At 58.9% G+C, this 17864-nt stretch carries 15 protein-coding genes; all 15 read right to left on the reverse strand.

Annotated elements, in window-relative coordinates; translation table 11 throughout:
• A complete protein-coding gene (locus tag AC6I8F_RS15780) occupies positions 1–921 on the reverse strand; it encodes a D-alanine--D-alanine ligase (RefSeq protein ID WP_127833676.1) in 921 nt (306 codons plus the stop codon).
• Positions 914–2389 carry a UDP-N-acetylmuramate--L-alanine ligase gene (murC, locus tag AC6I8F_RS15785; protein ID WP_498028213.1) on the reverse strand — a complete coding sequence of 492 codons (1476 nt, stop codon included), beginning with the start codon at positions 2387–2389 and terminating at the stop codon, positions 914–916. The genes AC6I8F_RS15780 and murC overlap by 8 nt, the downstream gene beginning before the upstream one ends.
• Before the next feature lie 70 nt (positions 2390–2459).
• Positions 2460–3518 carry an undecaprenyldiphospho-muramoylpentapeptide beta-N-acetylglucosaminyltransferase gene (gene murG / locus AC6I8F_RS15790; protein WP_498028214.1) on the reverse strand — a complete coding sequence of 353 codons (1059 nt, stop codon included), beginning with the start codon at positions 3516–3518 and terminating at the stop codon, positions 2460–2462.
• Entirely contained in the window at positions 3515–4729 is a 1215-nt protein-coding gene (gene ftsW / locus AC6I8F_RS15795) for a cell division protein FtsW (RefSeq protein WP_498028215.1), read from the reverse strand. The genes murG and ftsW overlap by 4 nt, the downstream gene beginning before the upstream one ends.
• On the reverse strand, positions 4729–6045 hold the full coding sequence (gene murD, locus AC6I8F_RS15800) for a UDP-N-acetylmuramoyl-L-alanine--D-glutamate ligase (RefSeq protein WP_058774827.1): 1317 nt from the start codon (positions 6043–6045) through the stop codon (positions 4729–4731). Before murD ends, ftsW begins: the two co-directional genes overlap by 1 nt.
• 2 nt (positions 6046–6047) lie before the next feature.
• On the reverse strand, positions 6048–7130 hold the full coding sequence (gene mraY, locus AC6I8F_RS15805) for a phospho-N-acetylmuramoyl-pentapeptide-transferase (RefSeq protein WP_021507563.1): 1083 nt from the start codon (positions 7128–7130) through the stop codon (positions 6048–6050).
• Complete coding sequence (murF, locus tag AC6I8F_RS15810; protein WP_498028216.1) at positions 7124–8485, reverse strand: UDP-N-acetylmuramoyl-tripeptide--D-alanyl-D-alanine ligase; 1362 nt, start codon at positions 8483–8485, stop codon at positions 7124–7126. The genes mraY and murF overlap by 7 nt, the downstream gene beginning before the upstream one ends.
• Positions 8482–9969: a UDP-N-acetylmuramoyl-L-alanyl-D-glutamate--2,6-diaminopimelate ligase gene (gene murE, locus AC6I8F_RS15815; protein ID WP_498028217.1), complete on the reverse strand. Its 1488-nt coding sequence runs from the start codon at positions 9967–9969 to the stop codon at positions 8482–8484. The genes murF and murE overlap by 4 nt, the downstream gene beginning before the upstream one ends.
• Positions 9956–11725, reverse strand: coding sequence for a peptidoglycan glycosyltransferase FtsI (locus AC6I8F_RS15820; RefSeq protein ID WP_288423287.1), 1770 nt, complete (start codon positions 11723–11725; stop codon positions 9956–9958). The genes murE and AC6I8F_RS15820 overlap by 14 nt, the downstream gene beginning before the upstream one ends.
• Positions 11726–11741: 16 nt before the next feature.
• Positions 11742–12062: a cell division protein FtsL gene (ftsL, locus tag AC6I8F_RS15825; protein ID WP_021507567.1), complete on the reverse strand. Its 321-nt coding sequence runs from the start codon at positions 12060–12062 to the stop codon at positions 11742–11744.
• A complete protein-coding gene (gene rsmH / locus AC6I8F_RS15830) occupies positions 12059–13000 on the reverse strand; it encodes a 16S rRNA (cytosine(1402)-N(4))-methyltransferase RsmH (RefSeq protein ID WP_021507568.1) in 942 nt (313 codons plus the stop codon). The genes ftsL and rsmH overlap by 4 nt, the downstream gene beginning before the upstream one ends.
• 2 nt (positions 13001–13002) lie before the next feature.
• Positions 13003–13461: a division/cell wall cluster transcriptional repressor MraZ gene (mraZ, locus tag AC6I8F_RS15835; protein ID WP_021507569.1), complete on the reverse strand. Its 459-nt coding sequence runs from the start codon at positions 13459–13461 to the stop codon at positions 13003–13005.
• A 492-nt stretch (positions 13462–13953) separates the two neighbouring features.
• Entirely contained in the window at positions 13954–14964 is a 1011-nt protein-coding gene (gene cra / locus AC6I8F_RS15840; protein ID WP_010615604.1) for a catabolite repressor/activator, read from the reverse strand.
• Positions 14965–15161: 197 nt separating this feature from the next.
• Entirely contained in the window at positions 15162–15653 is a 492-nt protein-coding gene (gene ilvN, locus AC6I8F_RS15845) for an acetolactate synthase small subunit (protein ID WP_010615603.1), read from the reverse strand.
• 2 nt (positions 15654–15655) lie between these two features.
• Positions 15656–17380 (reverse strand): acetolactate synthase 3 large subunit, encoded by a 1725-nt coding sequence (ilvI, locus tag AC6I8F_RS15850; protein ID WP_031279705.1) that lies wholly within the window; start codon positions 17378–17380, stop codon positions 15656–15658.
• Positions 17381–17864 lie beyond the last annotated feature (484 nt).

The following is a 17864-nucleotide window of genomic DNA, read 5'->3' on the forward strand; positions in this document are numbered from 1 at the left end:
TCAGTCAGCCAGCTCCAGAATGCGCGCCACCAGTTGCGGGAAGCTGTATCCCGCCTGCTTCGCCGCCATCGGCACCAGGCTGTGGCTGGTCATGCCAGGCGAGGTGTTAACTTCCAGCAGCTGGAAATTGCCGTCACCGTCGACCATCACATCAACCCGTCCCCAGCCGCTGCAGCCTAACGCGCGCCATGCGGCGAGCACTAATGTCTGCAGTTCCGCCTCTTTCTCCGCACTCAGGCCGCTCGGGCAGAAGTATTGAGTATCGTCAGAAATGTATTTTGCTTCATAGTCATAGAACTCGCTGGCGGTCTGAATTCTGATTGACGGCAGAATTTCGTCGCCGACGATGCCCACGGTGTATTCGGCACCGCTGAGAAAAGCTTCCACCAGCACGTCATCATCATGGCGAAACGCCTCCTGCAGCGCGGCTGGCAGCGCCTCCGCCTGGTTCACGCGGCTGATGCCAACGCTGGAACCTTCACAGCTTGGCTTCACAAACAGCGGCAGTCCGAGCGCGGCAATCGACGCCTGCGCTGCAGCATCCAGCCCCTGCTCATACTGCTGGCGCGTCAGCCAGACAAATTTGCCCGCCGGCAATCCCCTGCCCTGCCACAGCAGTTTGCTGCGCAGTTTATCCATGGTGATGGCCGACGCCATGACGCCGCTGCCGGTGTAGGGCAGTTGCAGAAACTCCAGCAGCGCCTGCAGCGTGCCGTCTTCGCCACCGCGACCGTGCAGCGCGATAAACGCTTTGGCAAAGCCCTGTTGCGGGAGGTCCAGCACTGAGACGTCACGGGTGTCGACACCGTGCGCATCAATGCCCATCTCACGCAGTCCCGCCAGCACCGCGCTGCCGGACATCAGTGACACCTCGCGTTCGGCGGAGGTACCGCCCATCAATACCGCGACTTTCTCAGCCATGGCGCGCCTCCGTGTTCAGAGCCGGCTGCAGCTGAATCTCAGCCAGCTTGCGTGCAATTTTGCCGATGTTGCCGGCGCCCTGCACAATCACCAGATCGTCGCCGGACAGCAGCGGTGCCAGCGCATCCGGCAGCGCTTCGTGCTCGGAGACCAGAATCGGATCGACCTTGCCGCGATTGCGGATGGCACGGCACAGTGAACGGCTGTCCGCGCCCGGAATAGCAGCTTCGCCCGCCGGGTAGACATCCAGCATCAGTAACACATCCACCTGAGACAGCACATTGGCGAAATCATCGAACAGGTCGCGGGTGCGCGTGTAGCGATGCGGCTGAAACACCATCACCAGATTTTTCTCTGGCCAGCCGGCGCGCGCCGCTTTAATGGTGACATCCACTTCGGTCGGATGATGGCCATAATCGTCGACCAGCATCGCGCTGCCTGGCTTACCGTTAACGGCAGCGGTGTCAAACTCGCCCAGCACGTCGAAACGTCGACCGGTGCCCTGGAAACTCTCCAGCGCCGCCAGAATGGCGTTGTCGTCAATGCCCTCTTCGCTGGCAACCGCTACGGCTGCCGCGGCGTTCAGCGCGTTATGGCGGCCCGGCGCATTCAGCGTCACGTGCAGCACCGGCTTATCCTGACGAATCAGGGTGAAGTGGCCCTGCGCGCCGCGCTGTTCGTAGTTTTCGACCCGCACATCCGCATCGTCACTGAAACCATAGGTGGTGACCTGACGGCCCACGCGCGGAATCAGATCGCGAATCACCACATCGTCCACGCACATCACCGCGCGCCCGTAAAACGGCAGGTTGTGCAGGAAGTTAATAAACGTCTGCTTCAGGTTCTCAAAATCGCCCTGATAGGTATCCATGTGATCCGCTTCGATGTTAGTGACAATCGCCACCATCGGTTGCAGATGCAGGAAAGAGGCGTCGCTTTCGTCCGCTTCCGCAATCAGATAACGGCTGCTGCCGAGGCGCGCGTGCGTACCCGCCGCTTTGACCAGACCGCCATTGACGAACGTCGGATCGAGGCCGCCTTCCGCATAAATACTGGTCACCATCGCGGTGGTGGTAGTTTTACCGTGCGTGCCGGCAATCGCGATGCCGTGACGGAAACGCATCAGCTCAGCCAGCATCTCCGCCCGGCGGATCACCGGGATACGCTGCTCACGCGCCGCCACCAGCTCCGGGTTGTCCTGCGCCACGGCGGTAGAAACCACGACGACGCTGGCGTCGGTAACATTTTCCGGGCGATGGTTGAAGTAAATGGTCGCGCCCAGCGAGGCCAGATGCTGCGTAACCGGATTGGGCGCCAGATCGGAGCCGCTAATGTGATAGCCTTCGTTCGCCAACACCTCGGCAATACCGCCCATGCCGGCACCGCCGATGCCGACAAAGTGGATGTGCCGGACGCGACGCATCTCGGGCACAATAGAACGCAGTTTTGCCAATTGTTGTGTATTCATCTGTCTCTGTTACCTGTTTTCCCGTTTGCACCTGCTTTCAGATGCGGGCCAGTCAAACTGACCGGTTAACTTACTTCGCGACGCGCGCAACCTCTTGTGCTACCCGTTCGGTCGCATCAGGAATCGCGACATGGCGGGCTTTTTCCGCCATCGCCAGCAGCGTGGCGCGATCCCAGTGGCGCAGCGTGTCTGCGACGGCCGCAGCAGTAAACTGCGGCTGCTCGAAAATTTTGGCCGCGCCGGCTTTTTCCAGCGGCAGCGCATTCCAGTACTGCTGACGATCTTTGTGCTGGAACGGCACGAAAATCGCCGGTAAACCTGCCGCCGCCACTTCACTGACGGTCAGCGCGCCGGAGCGGCACACCACCACATCGGCCCACGCATAGGCTTGCGCCATGTCATCGATAAACTCGGTGACCTTATGCTGCGGCTGGCCAGCGGCCTGATACGCCTGCTGCACGGTTTCCCGTGCGCCTTTGCCGGTTTGATGCCACAACGTGATGGCGTCACCCAGTTCGGCGGCGACCTGCGGCACGATCTGATTGAGGATGCGCGCGCCCTGACTACCGCCAATCACCAGCACGCGAATCGGCCCGCTGCGGTGTGCCAGACGCTGCGCCGGCAGCGGCAGCGCCAGCACATCATTACGCACCGGGTTGCCCACCACCTCAGCAGTGGGGAACGCGCCCGGAAAGGCCTGCATCACTGTGGTAGCGATTTTCGCCAGCCACTTATTGGTCAGCCCGGCAATACCGTTCTGCTCGTGCAGCACCACCGGGATGCCGCAACTCCACGCCGCAAGGCCGCCCGGACCGGAAACATAACCGCCCATGCCCAGCACCACATCCGGCTGCCAGTTTTTCATGATGCGGCGCGCCTGGCGCCACGCATTGAAAATGCGCACCGGTGCCAGCAGCAGGGCCTTTACGCCTTTACCGCGCAGTCCGCTGATGCGGATGAAGTCGATATCGATGCCATGCTTTGGCACCAGTTCGGCTTCCATCCGGTCTGCCGTTCCCAGCCAGCGCACCTGCCAGCCTTGTTCGATCAGATGATGCGCCACGGCCAGTCCGGGGAACACATGTCCGCCGGTACCCCCTGCCATGACCATCAGCCGTTTACCACTCATCGGGCACCTCGGGTAAACGCCTGGGCTTTTGCCAGACGCGTTTCATAATCAATGCGCAATAAAAACACGATGGCGGTCGACATAATGATCAGACTCGATCCACCGTAACTGATCAGCGGCAGCGTCAGGCCCTTGGTCGGCAGCATACCCGCCGCCGCACCAACGTTAACCAGCGCCTGGAAGCTAAACCACACGCCAATGGAACAGGCGAGGAAGCCGGAAAAACGCTGGTCGATCTCCAGCGCGCGACGGCCAATCGACATTGCGCGAAAAGCGACGAAGAATACCATCAACAGCGCCAAAACCACACCGACATAACCCAACTCTTCACCGATAATTGAGAAGATAAAGTCGGTATGCGCTTCCGGCAGATACTCCAGTTTCTGCACCGAGTTGCCCAGGCCCTGCCCCCAGAACTCACCGCGGCCAAACGCCATCAGCGACTGGGTCAGCTGGTAGCCGCTGCCGAACGGATCTTCCCACGGGTTCCAGAAGGAGGTCACGCGGCGCATACGGTAAGGTTCCGCGATAATCAGCAGCACCACGGCGAAAATGCCGGAGCCGATAATCGCCAGGAACTGCCACAGTTTGGCGCCCGCGAGGAACAGCATCGCCAGCGTGGTAACAAACAGCACCACCACGGTGCCGAGGTCCGGCTGGGCCAGCAGCAGCACCGCCAGCACCACCATCACGCCCATCGGCTTACAGAAGCCCCAGAAGTTGTTCCGCACCTCTTCCACTTTGCGCACCAGATAACTGGCGAGATAGCAGAACAGCGACAGCTTGGATAACTCCGCCGGCTGAATACGCAGCGGCCCGAGCGCGATCCAGCGCGATGCGCCGTTAACCGAGCTACCGACCACCAGTACGATCAGCAGCATCGCCACCGAAGCCATCAGCATCGCGTTACTGTAGCGCTGCCAGAAATCCATCGGTACGCGCAGCGTCACTAACGCCATCCCCAGCGCCAGTGCGATATAAAAGGCATCTCGCTTGGCAAAGTAGAACGGATCGTCGTTAAGACGCTGTCCAACCGGCATCGACGCCGAGGTGACCATGACAAAACCGATAATCGCCAGGCCAAATGTCAGCCATAGTAGCGTGCGGTCATACAGCACCACCGGCGCGTCGTTGTTGTCGCGCGCGCCCATCACCCAATCACGCAGGCGCAGCGAAATAAAACTGGCGATACTGGCTCCGGGAATACGCATCAGCTCAGCTCCTTCGCCAGTTGCGCGAAGCGATCGCCGCGCTGTTCAAAATTACGGAACTGGTCGAGGCTGGCGCACGCCGGTGACAGTAGTACCATGTCGCCCGCCTGCACCTGCGCGGCAATCTGCGTCATCGCCTGTTCGAGCGTGTCGGTGCGCGTCGCCACTGCCGGACGCAGCGCGGCCAGCGCGTCGCCGTCGCGGCCAAAGCAGAACAGGCGCACGTTGTCACCCTGCAGATAGCGCGCCAGCGGTGTAAAGTCTGCCCCTTTGCCATCGCCACCCAGCAGCAGCCACAGCGTACCTTTCACCTGCAGGCCGTTAAGCGCGGCTTCGGTGCTGCCCACGTTGGTGGCTTTCGAATCATTAATCCAGCGCACGCCATGCGCTTCGTGCACCAGCTGGAAGCGGTGCGGCAGGCCACTGTAGGTGGTTAACGCTTTCAGGCTGGAGGCGCGCGGGATATTCACCGCATCGGCCAGCGCCAGCGCGGCCAGCGCATTGGTGTAGTTGTGCTGCCCGACCAGCTTCATCTCGTCGGTATTAAGGACTTTCTCGCCCTTCACCCGCAGCCAGGTACTGCCCTGCTGCTGGTTGAGGTGATAATCGCCAACGTCGATGCCAAAGCTGACGCAGCGGCGATCGGCGCCGCGCACCGGCATGGTCATGCCATCGTCGGCATTCACCACGCAGATATCCGCGTTTTCATAGATGCGTAATTTAGCGGCGCGGTATTGCTGCATGCCGAGCGGATAGCGATCCATATGATCCTCAGTGACGTTGAGGATGGTTGCCGCCGCCGCTTTCAGGCTGTAGGTGGTTTCCAGCTGGAAGCTGGAGAGCTCCAGCACATACAGCTGCGCCGGCGATTTGAGCAGTGTCAGCGCCGGCAGCCCAATGTTGCCGCCTACGCCCACCTGCCAGCCCGCGGCGCGCGCCATTTCGCCCACCAGCGTGGTGACGGTACTTTTGCCATTGGAACCGGTGATCGCCACAATCGGCGCCTGCGCTTCACGGCAGAACAGTTCGATATCGCCGACAATTTCAATGCCGGCGTCGGCCGCTTCGCTCAGCGCCGGGTGCGCCAGCGCGATGCCCGGGCTGGCGATGATCAAATCGCACGCCAGCAACCAGTCGCTGTTGATACCGCCAACGTGGCGCTCCACCTGCTCTGGCAGTTTGTCCAGCCCCGGCGGTGACACACGGGTATCCATCACGCGGGGCGTCACGCCCTGCGCGAGGAAGAAATCAACACAGGAGAGGCCGGTAATGCCTAATCCAATGATGACGACTTTTCTGCCCCGATAGTCAGCCATGATTAACGTACCTTGAGCGTTGCCAGGCCAATCAGCACCAGCATCAGCGAAATAATCCAAAAGCGCACGATCACGCGCGGCTCCGGCCAGCCTTTCAGTTCATAGTGGTGGTGAATCGGTGCCATGCGGAAAATACGCTGACCGCGCAGCTTGAACGAACCCACCTGCAGGATCACCGACAGCGTCTCAACCACAAATACGCCGCCCATAATCACCAGCAAAAATTCCTGACGCAGCAGCACTGCCAGCGTGCCCAGTGCGCCGCCCAGCGCCAGCGAACCCACGTCGCCCATAAAGACCTGCGCCGGATAGGTGTTGAACCACAGGAAGCCCAGACCGGCCCCGACAATCGCGGTACAGACAATCACCAGCTCACCGGCGTGGCGCAGATACGGGATGTGCAGATACTCGGCAAATTTCACGTTACCGGTCGCCCAGGCCACCAGCGCAAATCCCGCCGCGACAAACACCGTTGGCATGATGGCCAGGCCATCCAGACCGTCTGTCAGGTTGACCGCATTACCGGTTCCGACAATTACAAAGTAGGCCAGCACCACGTAGAACAGGCCGAGCTGCGGCATAACATCTTTGAAGAATGGCACCACCAGCTGTGTGGCAGGCGTATCTTTACCGGCGATGAACAGCGCGAACGCCACACCAAGCGAAATCACCGACATCCAGAAATATTTCCAGCGCGCGATCAGGCCTTTAGTGTCTTTACGCACCACTTTGCGGTAGTCATCAACGAAGCCAATCACGCCAAAACCGACCAGCACCACCAGCACGCACCAGACGTAAGGATTGGACGGATAAGCCCACATCAGCACCGAAACCGTGATGGAGGTCAGAATCATTATGCCGCCCATGGTCGGCGTGCCGCGCTTGCTGAAGTGCGACTCCGGACCATCGTTACGTACCACCTGGCCAATCTGCAGTTTCTGCAGCCAGGCGATCAGGCGCGGGCCCATCCATAAAGAGATGAACAGAGCGGTCAGCAGGCTGACAATGGCGCGAAACGTCAGATAGGAAAAGACGTTAAAGCCGGAATAAAATGCGACCAGATGTTCGGCCAGCCAGACTAGCATGTTCCTTTCTCCTGTAAGCTCTGTACTACCTGCTCCATGGCGGCACTACGTGAACCTTTAACCAAAATAGTGATGTCCGCATGTTGGGACAGCAGCGTGCGTAAACGTTCAGTCAGTTCAGCTTTACTGGCGAAATGTTCGCCCCGGCCGCTGCTTTCACTAATCAAATGGCTGAACCTGCCGGTGCTCAGCACACAATCAATACCGGCGGCTTTCGCCGCTTCGCCCACCTGACGATGACAGGCTTCGGCTTCGTCGCCCAGCTCGCCCATGTCACCGACCACCATGACGCGGAAGCCCGGCATATCGCCCAGTACCTGTGCAGCGGCGGTCATCGAGCCAACGTTAGCGTTGTAGCTGTCATCCAGCAGCAACTGATTACCGGCGAGGCGAATCGGGAACAGGCGCCCAAGAACGGGCTGTAAGGTTTTAAGGCCAGACTGGATAGCGGTTAACGGCGCGTCAACCGACAGCGCCAGCGCGGCAGCAGCCAGCGCATTAGCGATATTGTGCCGACCCGGCAGCGGCAGCTCGACGGCGATGTCGCCGCGCGGCGTGTGCAGGGTAAACAGCGTGGCGTCAGCGCGCAGTACGATATCGCTGGCGCGGAACTCCGCGTCTGCCATCGGCTGCGGCGAAAAGCGCCACAGGGTTTTGTCAGCAAACTGCGGCTGCCAGTTGGGCAGATCGTTGCTGTCAGCGTTGATGATTGCGGTGCCGTGTACCGGTAAGCCGCCAAAGATTTCGCCTTTGGCTTTTGCCACGCCCGCCAGTGAACCGAAGCCTTCCAGATGCGCCGCCGCCAGATTGTTGACCAGCGCGGTTTCCGGACGCACCAGATTGGTGGTGTAGGCGATTTCACCCTGATGGTTCGCGCCCATTTCAATCACGGCATACGCGTGTTGCGGGGTAAGACGCAGTAGCGTCATCGGCACGCCGTAATCGTTGTTGAGATTGCCGGCGGTATACAGCGTTTCACCGCACTGGCGCAGAATCGCCGCGGTCATCTCTTTTACGGAGGTTTTACCGGAGGAGCCGGTCAGCCCCACCACGCGCGCTTTCGCCTGCTGACGCACCCAGGCGCCGAGCTGACCAAAGGCGATACGCGTGTCGGCGACCACCACCTGCGGCACGTCGACCGCTAAACGACGATTCACCAGCAGCGCCTGTGCGCCACTGGCGATAGCGTCGGCGGCAAAATCGTGCGCATCAAAACGTTCGCCCACCAGCGCGACAAACAGGCTGCCTGGGGTAACTTTACGGGTATCCGTGGTGACATCCGCAATAGTGAGATCGCTGCCGTGCAGCTGCCCACCGCTAATCTCTGCCAGGGTTTTCAGCGTAACCGGAATCATGCCATTACCCCCAGCAAACGGGCGACGGTGTCGCGGTCAGAGTAGTCAAGGCGGCGATTGCCGATGATTTGATAATCTTCATGGCCTTTACCGGCCACCAGCACGATGTCGTCGGCGCTGGCCTGCATCACCGCATGGGTAACCGCCTGCGCTCGTCCTGCAATGACGCGGGCCCGGCCCGGATCGAGCAGGCCGGTGAGAATGTCGTTAACAATCGCCGTCGGCTCTTCGCTACGCGGATTGTCATCGGTGATCACCACGATATCGGCAAACTGTTCGGCAATCGCGCCCATCAGCGGGCGTTTGCCTTTGTCACGGTCGCCACCGCAGCCAAACACGCACCACAGCTGGCCCTTGCAGTGCAGCCGGGCCGCTTCCAGCGCTTTTTCCAGCGCGTCAGGCGTATGTGCGTAATCCACCACTACCGTCGGCTTGTGCGCGGCGGTGAACACTTCCATACGCCCGCACACCGGCTGCAGCTGGCTGGCACTGGCCACCAGCGTGTCGAGCGGATAATCCAGCGTCAGCAGTGTGGCCAGCGCCAGCAGCAGATTGCTGACGTTAAAGGCGCCCATCAGGCGGCTGTCAAACTCGCCGTTGCCCCAGCTCGAACTGAACTGCACGTGTGCGCCGCCGTCGTGATAATCGATCGCCGTCGCCTGCAGCCAGCGGCCACGACAGCCGGGCTGCAGGTTGTTGCCCAGCGTGACAGCCACGGCATCCGGTAATTTTTCCAGCCAGCGGCGGCCCACTTCATCATCAGCGTTGATGATGGCCTCGCCTACCTGATGCTCAGAGAACAGCAGCCACTTGGCCGATTCGTAGCCCTGCATGTCACCGTGATAATCAAGGTGATCGCGGCTCAGATTGGTAAACACCGCGGCGGCAAACGGCAGCGCGGCCACGCGATGCTGCACCAGACCGTGCGAAGAGACTTCCATCGCCGCGACGGTAGCCCCCTGCCCGACCAGGTCGTGCAGAATATGCTGTACATCCACCGCCGAACCGGTGGTGTTTTCACTCGGCACCAGCTGACCGTACAGGCCATTGCCCACCGTGCCCATCACCGCACCGGTTTCGCCCAGCAGGTTGGCCCACTGCGCAATCAGCTGCGTGGTGGTGGTTTTGCCGTTAGTGCCGGTCACACTAATCAGCTTTAATTTTTCAGCCGGCTGCTGGTAGAAACGCCCGGCCAGCGCGGAAAGGCGCTGCGGCAGCTGGGCCAGATAGATAACCGGGACGCCGTGCATCTCGCGGATATCCCCATCGCTGGCTTCACCTTCAGCCTCGGCAATGACCGCCGCCACACCCTGGGCGATGGCCTGTGGAATAAATCGACGTCCATCAGCATGATGGCCCGCCACGGCGATAAACAGATCGCCAGCAGCCGCAGCGCGGCTGTCCAGTGTCATGTCACGGAGTGGACGCGCCGGCGCGCCAGGCACCCACGGGGCCAGCAAGTCGCGCAGGTTACGATCTGTCACTTGATTCCTCACTTCTCTTATTCTTCACCAACTCGTTTTTATCCACCGTTGGCAGCGCATCCGGTTCAATGTTCATGGTGCGCAGCACACCGCCCATGATGGCGCCAAATACCGGTGCAGAAACCGCACCACCATAATATTTACCGGCCTGGGGATCGTTGATCACCACCACCAGCGCAAAACGCGGGCGACTGGCAGGCGCAACGCCCGCGGTGTAAGCAATGTATTTATTGACGTAGCGTCCGTCCGGACCGACTTTTTTCGCGGTACCGGTTTTGATCGCGATGCGATAGCCCTTGATGGCGGCTTTAACACCACCGCCACCCGGCAGCGCCACGCTTTCCATCATGTGCATCACGGTTTTCACCAGGTCTTCCGGGAAAACGCGCTCGCCCGCCACCGGCGGGTCAACTTTGGTAATCGACAGCGGGCGGTTGATGCCGTAGCTGCCAATGGTTGCGTAGACTCGCGCTAACTGTAACGGCGTTACCATTAGCCCATAGCCGAAAGAGAAGGTGGCCCTCTCTATGTCAGACCACCGTTGTTTTTGAGGGTATAAGCCACTACTTTCCCCGACCAGCCCCAAATTGGTCGGTTTACCCAGGCCAAAGCGCGCGTAAGTTTCTACCAGCGCTGAGGAGGGCATCGCTAACGCGAGGCGCGAAACCCCGACGTTACTCGACTTCTGCAGAACCCCGGTAAGGGTCAATTCGTTATAGCGCGCCACGTCTTTGATCTCATGACCATTGACGCGATACGGCACGGTGTTCAGAACGCTGTTCTCTTTCACCACGCCGCGCTGCAGTGCGGTCATCACCACCATTGGCTTCACGGTGGAACCTGGCTCGAAGATGTCGGTAATAGCGCGGTTACGCATCACGTCTTTCGGCGTGTTGCTGAGATTATTGGGGTTGTAAGCCGGGCTGTTGGCCATCGCCAGCACTTCGCCGGTGTTCACGTCCACCAGCACCGCAGTGCCCGATTCGGCTTTGTTGAAGGCAACAGCATTGTTCAGTTCGCGGTACACCAGCGCCTGCAGGCGCTCGTCGATGCTCAGCGTCAGGTTGTGCGCGGCGCGGCTATCGACCGAGGAGATATCCTCAATCACCCGCCCGTAGCGGTCTTTGCGCACGGTACGTTCGCCCGGCTCACCGGTCAGCCATTTATCGAAGCTCTTCTCGATGCCTTCAATGCCCTGGCCGTCAATGTTGGTGAAGCCAATCAGGTGGGCAGTGACCTGGCCGGCCGGATAGTAGCGGCGCGACTCCTGGCGCAGGTAAATACCGGGCAGCTTGAGCTTTTTCACATATTCGCCAATCGCCGGGTTAACCTGACGGGCGAGGTAAATAAAGCGCCCTTTTGGATTGGCGTTGACGCGCGCCGCCAGCTGATCAAGCGGGATCGACAGCGCATCCGACAGCGCTTTCCAGCGGCTATCAACGGTGACGCCGCCGTGCTCGGTCAGCTCTTTGGGATCGACCCAGATGGCGTTAACCGGCACGCTTACCGCCAGCGGGCGTCCGGCGCGATCGCTGATCATGCCGCGCGCGGTAGGCACTTCCTGCACGCGCAGCGAACGTAAATCGCCTTCCTTCACCAGCTTATCCGGGCTGATGACCTGCAGCCACGCCACGCGCGACAGCAATCCACCCAGCGCCAGAAGAATACAGCCGCACAGCAACGCAAAACGCCAGCTTACAAAGCTGGCCTTATCTTCCTGTTTTCTTAACTTCAGCGTTTTGCCTGCGCCGCTCATTGAGGTCTGCGATTCCTTATTTCTGCACCACAATATTTTCCTGTGAAGGATCAACATGCTGCAACTGCAGCTTATCGGTTGCTATCCGTTCTACCCGGCTGTGATCGCCCAGCGCATTCTCTTCGAGGATCAGGTTGCGCCATTCGATATCCAGCGCATCACGCTCCAGCACCAGCTGCTCACGCTGCGCCGTCAGCAGACGGGTCTTATGCGTGGTGGTCACCACCAGCACCGAAGAAACCAGCACGGCGATCAGCAGCAGCAGCGGGATCTTGCCAAAACGCAGCAGATCGCCACCAATGACGCCGGGCAGGCTGTGACGCTCATTGCCAATCACGATGCGGTTCTCTCAGCGATACGCAGGACCGAACTGCGCGCGCGCGGATTGTCTTTGACTTCGGCTTCGCCAGGAATCAGCTTGCCGAGGGTTTTCAGTTCACGTCCGCCCAGCGCTTTCAGCTGGCTCTCGGTCATCGGAATCCCGGCCGGCACCTGCGGTCCGCGGCTCTGGTCACGCATAAAGCGCTTCACCAGCCGATCCTCCAGCGAGTGGAAGCTGATGATGGATAAACGCCCGCCCGGTGCCAGCACCGTTAATGCCCCTTTCAGCGCGATATCGATCTCTTCCAGCTCACTGTTGATCCAGATGCGTATCGCCTGGAAGCTGCGCGTCGCCGGATGCTTAAACTTATCTTTTACCGGCGTTGCCGCCGCAATCAGATCGGCCAGCTCTTTGGTGCGCGTCATCGGCTGTTCCCGGTTGCGCTCGACAATGGCGCGGGCGATGCGTTTTGCGAAGCGCTCTTCACCGTAGGTTTTCAGCACAAACGCAATGTCTGCCTCTTCCGCGCTCTGCAACCACTCGGCTGCCGACTGACCGCGCGTCGGATCCATACGCATATCCAGCGGCCCGTCGCGCATAAAGGAGAAACCGCGCTCGGCGTCATCCAGCTGAGGCGAAGAGACGCCCAAATCCAGCAGTACGCCGTCGATTTTTCCGGTCAGCCCGCGCTCTTCGACATACTCAGCCAGCGCTGAAAACGGCCCGTGCACAATCGAGAAACGTGGATCTTTTATCTCAGCGGCTGCGGCTATGGCTTGCGGATCGCGGTCGATCGCCAGTAACTGTCCGTGCGCGCCAAGCTGCGACAGGATCAGGCGTGAGTGACCGCCGCGACCAAAGGTGCCGTCAATATAAATGCCGTCTTCCCTGATATTAAGGCCGTTAACCGCCTCATCCAGCAGCACCGTGGTGTGTTTAAAATTTTCCTGCATAGCTATAGCGACAAGTCCTGCAACCGCTCAGATAAAGGCTCCTGAGCTGACTGTTCTGCGTCAATATCGTCCTTAACTTGTTGATACCAGGTCTGTTCATCCCACAGCTCAAACTTGTTGAACTGTCCAACCAGCATCACTTCTTTGGTCAGGCTCGCATGCTGGCGCAACGTGTTCGCTAGCAGTAAACGGCCTGCGTTATCCATCTGGCACTCGCTGGCATGTCCTAACAGCAGACGCTGCACGCGACGCTCGTTCGGATTCATACTGGATAACCGGGCCAGTTTTTTCTCAATAATTTCCCATTCGGGCAGGGTATAAAGCAGCAGGCAGGGCTGATGGAGGTCAATGGTGCAAACCATTTGACCCTGAGACTCTGCGAGCAGCAATTCGCGATAACGCGTCGGCACCGCCAGGCGCCCTTTGCTGTCGAGATTGACTAACGTTGCTCCACGGAACATGCCAGCCCTACCCCTCAGTTACCCGTTTTCACCACTTTATCCCACTTTTTACCACGAAACGAGTTTACGGAGCCGATGAAATCCTTGTCAAGCCGCAACGGCAAGTGAATATCACTCTTTACACCGAATGAAATTAACCGGAGAGAAGAATAAGAGGAGAATGAATGGTCAATTTAAAATTAACCTGATGAATAACAGTATAAAAAAAATTTGCGTCAGATTTATCGGTGAAAATTAGCGCAATTTTACCGCTGCGATTATTCTGCCCCAATCTGCGACGGCGGCGGCATTTTAGGGGATTTCTGAAAGGAAGCCCAGCACCATCGCGTCAGCTCTGCTATGCGCGATTGCTGAAGATGTAAACAAATAAGAAAATCCAGCGCCGATAATTCGTTAGCCGGGGCGATGATAATTTACGCTTTTTTACGCCCGTGTGCGTCTGGTTAAATATGGATGAGAGAAATTAGCGCGGGCGACGTCTCGCCCGACGCTTCATTTAGCGCGACGACTTAATTGTCCGCGGCGGAATAAATTACGGCGAATACGGGTTAAACCTGGCTTCGGTTTGCGTGGCTCATCCAGCGAAGCCAGCACCAGCTCGAGCACACGCTCAGCGACATCGCGATGGCGCTGCCCTACCGCCAGCACCGGGCACTCCAGAAAGTCTAATAATTCGTGGTCGCCGAAAGTTGCAATAGCCAGGTCAGTTGGCAAGCGGCCGTCACGCTTCAGCGTCACGTCCATCACCCCCTGCAGCAGGCCAAATGAGGTGGTAAACAGCGCTTCGGGCATCGCGTGGTCTTCAAGGTATTTTTCAAACAGCGTCGCCGCAGCGGCGCGGTCAAAGCTATTGCAATAGATGAAATCGATCGGGCGTTCATCGCCCTGCCACGCCTCGCGGAACCCCATTTCACGCAGGAAGCTGACCGACAGCTCCGGCAGCGCGCCGAGAAACAGCACATTTTTCACCGGCAGCTGACGCAATTCAGCCGCCAGCGCCTGCGCGTCATCCTGATCGGCACCGACCACGCTGGTAAAGTGTTCACGATCCAGCGCGCGGTCCAGCGCGATAATCGGCAGCGGATCGTTGACCCAGCGCTGATAGAACGGATGTTCCGGCGGCAGCGACGTGGAGACAATGATCGCATCCACCTGACGCTGCAGCAGGTGCTCAATGCAGCGCATTTCGTTATCCGGCTGATCTTCGGAACAGGCAATCAGCAGCTGATAGCCGCGCTGACGCGCCTGGCGTTCGAGATAGTTGGCGATGCGGGTATAACTGGTGTTTTCCAGATCGGGGATCACCAGACCAATCGAACGGGTGCGTCCGGCGCGCAGGCCCGCAGCCACCGCGTTGGGGTGATAGTTGTACTCACGCACCACCGCCATGACTTTCTCAACGGTTTTGTCGCTGACACGATACTGCCGCGCTTTGCCATTGATGACATAGCTCGCCGTGGTGCGCGACACGCCCGCCAGGCGCGCAATTTCATCCAGTTTCACGATGACACCTTAATTCTGATAAGCCAGGGCTGGCGAAAATGTCCGCAGAGTAGCTAAGGGTAAAACATTTGTAACATCTAACCGCAGAACAGTACGCTGAGCAACCGCTTTTCATGCACAAGCGGCCGAAGCGCATAAAATAAAAAAACCCGGCATTCCGCCGGGTTAGCTTGAAAACCGATGATAACTTTGCGGTATTAACGCATTACGCGATCGCCACGTGATACCCCGACGATGCCGGAACGCGCCACTTCAACGATTTCCGCCACTTCGCGCACGGTGTTGAGGAACGCATCGAGTTTATCGCTGGTGCCGGCCAGCTGAACCGTGTACAGCGTCGGCGTCACATCGATGATCTGCCCACGGAAAATTTCCGCGCTGCGTTTTACCTCTTCGCGACCGTACCCGCTGGCCTGAATCTTCACCAGCATGATTTCACGCTCGACGTAAGCGCCCTGCCCCAGTTCGCTGACGCGTAACACGTCCACCAGCTTGTGCAGCTGCTTTTCGATCTGCTCCAGCACTTTCTGGTCGCCCACGGTCTGAATGGTCATGCGCGACAGGGTAGGATCGTCGGTCGGCGCGACGGTCAGGCTCTCAATGTTATAGCCGCGCTGGGAAAACAGCCCCACCACGCGCGACAATGCGCCGGATTCGTTCTCCAGCAGAACTGATAAAATACGACGCATAATTAAGTCCTCTCCGTTTTGCTCAACCACATCTCATCCATCGCGCCACCGCGAATCTGCATCGGGTAGACGTGCTCGCTGCCGTCCACCGTGACATCCACAAACACCAGACGCCCTTTCGCCAGCGTATCGAGCGCCAGCTGCAGCTTCTCTTCCAGCTCAGCCGGATGCTGAATCGCGATGCCCACGTGGCCATAGGCTTCCGCCAGGCGCACGAAGTCCGGCAGCGATTCCATATAGGATTGTGAATGGCGGCCGGAGTAAATCATGTCCTGCCACTGTTTCACCATGCCGAGGAAGCGGTTGTTGAGGTTCAGCACCAGCACCGGCAGGTCATACTGCAGCGCGGTCGACAGCTCCTGAATGTTCATCTGGATACTGCCGTCGCCGGTCACGCAAATTACGGTTTCCTGCGGCAGCGCCATCTTCACGCCGAGTGCCGCCGGCAGGCCAAAGCCCATGGTGCCGAGGCCGCCGGAGTTGATCCAGCGACGCGGTTTATCGAACTGATAGTAAAGCGCGGCGAACATCTGGTGCTGGCCGACGTCCGAGGTCACATACGCCTCACCGTGCGTCAGACGACAAATGGTTTCGATCACCGCCTGCGGTTTGATTTTGTCGCTGGTACGGTCAAATTCGAGGCACTTGCGGCTGCGCCAGCCTTCAATGCTCTGCCACCAGTCACGCAGGCTGTCGAGCTCCTGCTTCGCCTCGCTCTGTGCCAGCAGCTCCAGCATCTGCGTCAGCGTCTGTCTGGCATCGCCGACAATCGGAATATCGGCGCTGACGGTCTTGGAAATCGAAGTCGGGTCGACGTCAATGTGCATCACGGTGGCATTCGGGCAATACTTCGCCAGATTGTTGGTGGTGCGGTCGTCAAAGCGTACGCCGATACCAAAGATCAGATCGGCATTGTGCATGGTCATGTTGGCTTCATAGGTGCCGTGCATACCGAGCATGCCCACACACTGGCGATGCGTGCCCGGGAACGCGCCCAGCCCCATCAGCGAAGTGGTGACCGGAATATTCAGCTGCTCTGCCAGCTGCAGCAGTTCCGCCTCGCAGCCTGAAGTAATGGCCCCGCCGCCGACGTAAATTACCGGCTTGTGCGCCGCCAGCAGCGTCTGCAGCGCGCGCTTGATCTGGCCTTTGTGGCCCTGCAGCGTCGGATTGTAAGAGCGCATGCTGACAGTTTCCGGCCACACGTACGGCAGCTTGTTGGCCGGATTCAGAATATCTTTTGGCAGATCGATCACCACCGGCCCCGGACGACCGCTGGCCGCCAGCCAGAAGGCTTTTTTCAGCACTGTCGGAATCTCTTCGGTGCTTTTCACCAGGAAGCTGTGCTTCACCACCGGACGCGAAATCCCCACCATGTCGCACTCCTGGAAGGCGTCATAGCCAATCAGCGAGGACGGCACCTGACCGGAGAGGATCACCAGCGGAATGGAATCCATATAAGCGGTCGCAATACCGGTGATAGCGTTGGTGGCGCCAGGACCTGAGGTGACCAGCACCACGCCGACTTCGCCGGTCGCGCGCGCCAGGCCATCCGCCATATGTACGGCGCCCTGCTCGTGGCGCACCAGCACGTGGTCAATACCACCGACCGTTTGCAGCGCATCATAAATATCGAGCACCGCACCGCCCGGATAACCGAATACCTGCTTAACGCCCTGATCGATTAACGAACGGACGACCATTTCGGCTCCTGACAACATCTCCATTTTCTGCCTCCAGGCTTGAGAGCCAGCTGCGCCAGCAAACGCTATCCTGCATGCCGCTCGCATCTGTCCCTTTATTGCCAATTAAGATCAAAACCTTATGTTTATGCTCAGAAGACGCCATTCATTTCGTCTTCCAGGTACAGGGAATCTACCTGCGTGGATTCTTTTGAGAGTAGGTCGATTACCATAACCGCAGAAAACCCGGCCTGCAAACGTCATAAGGCGGCACGGCGCTGTCAGTGGCAAAAAAGGCACTGACGCGTGATTATCGCCCGGGAGGAATAAACTAATGCGATGGCATATGGACAGAGGAAAATGCTGGTTTGCAGATTATTTACAGCGTGTTGTAAGAAATATGATTTTCATATTGCCAGCGTGTTTAGCCCACAATTTTTTCCGTTACCGCGTTTCTGGCGTGATTAACTCTTAAATCCCTCTTCCACATCACAATCTGCTAAGCAACAAGCTTTATCTTGTTTTTCCA

The organism is gamma proteobacterium symbiont of Axiagastus rosmarus (assembly GCF_059730925.1).

Excerpts from the sequence above, each read along its gene's own strand:
- mraZ (WP_021507569.1), bottom strand. The coding sequence starts at position 13,461 with ATGTTCCGTGGAGCAACGTTAGTCAATCTCGACAGCAAAGGGCGCCTG.
- mraY (WP_021507563.1), bottom strand. The coding sequence starts at position 7,130 with ATGCTAGTCTGGCTGGCCGAACATCTGGTCGCATTTTATTCCGGCTTT.
- murC (WP_498028213.1), bottom strand. The coding sequence starts at position 2,389 with ATGAATACACAACAATTGGCAAAACTGCGTTCTATTGTGCCCGAGATG.
- ilvN (WP_010615603.1), bottom strand. The coding sequence starts at position 15,653 with ATGCGTCGTATTTTATCAGTTCTGCTGGAGAACGAATCCGGCGCATTG.
- murG (WP_498028214.1), bottom strand. The coding sequence starts at position 3,518 with ATGAGTGGTAAACGGCTGATGGTCATGGCAGGGGGTACCGGCGGACAT.
- ftsW (WP_498028215.1), bottom strand. The coding sequence starts at position 4,729 with ATGCGTATTCCCGGAGCCAGTATCGCCAGTTTTATTTCGCTGCGCCTG.
- murF (WP_498028216.1), bottom strand. The coding sequence starts at position 8,485 with ATGATTCCGGTTACGCTGAAAACCCTGGCAGAGATTAGCGGTGGGCAG.
- murD (WP_058774827.1), bottom strand. The coding sequence starts at position 6,045 with ATGGCTGACTATCGGGGCAGAAAAGTCGTCATCATTGGATTAGGCATT.
- AC6I8F_RS15780 (WP_127833676.1), bottom strand. The coding sequence starts at position 921 with ATGGCTGAGAAAGTCGCGGTATTGATGGGCGGTACCTCCGCCGAACGC.
- ilvI (WP_031279705.1), bottom strand. The coding sequence starts at position 17,380 with ATGGAGATGTTGTCAGGAGCCGAAATGGTCGTCCGTTCGTTAATCGAT.
- AC6I8F_RS15820 (WP_288423287.1), bottom strand. The coding sequence starts at position 11,725 with ATGAGCGGCGCAGGCAAAACGCTGAAGTTAAGAAAACAGGAAGATAAG.
- rsmH (WP_021507568.1), bottom strand. The coding sequence starts at position 13,000 with ATGCAGGAAAATTTTAAACACACCACGGTGCTGCTGGATGAGGCGGTT.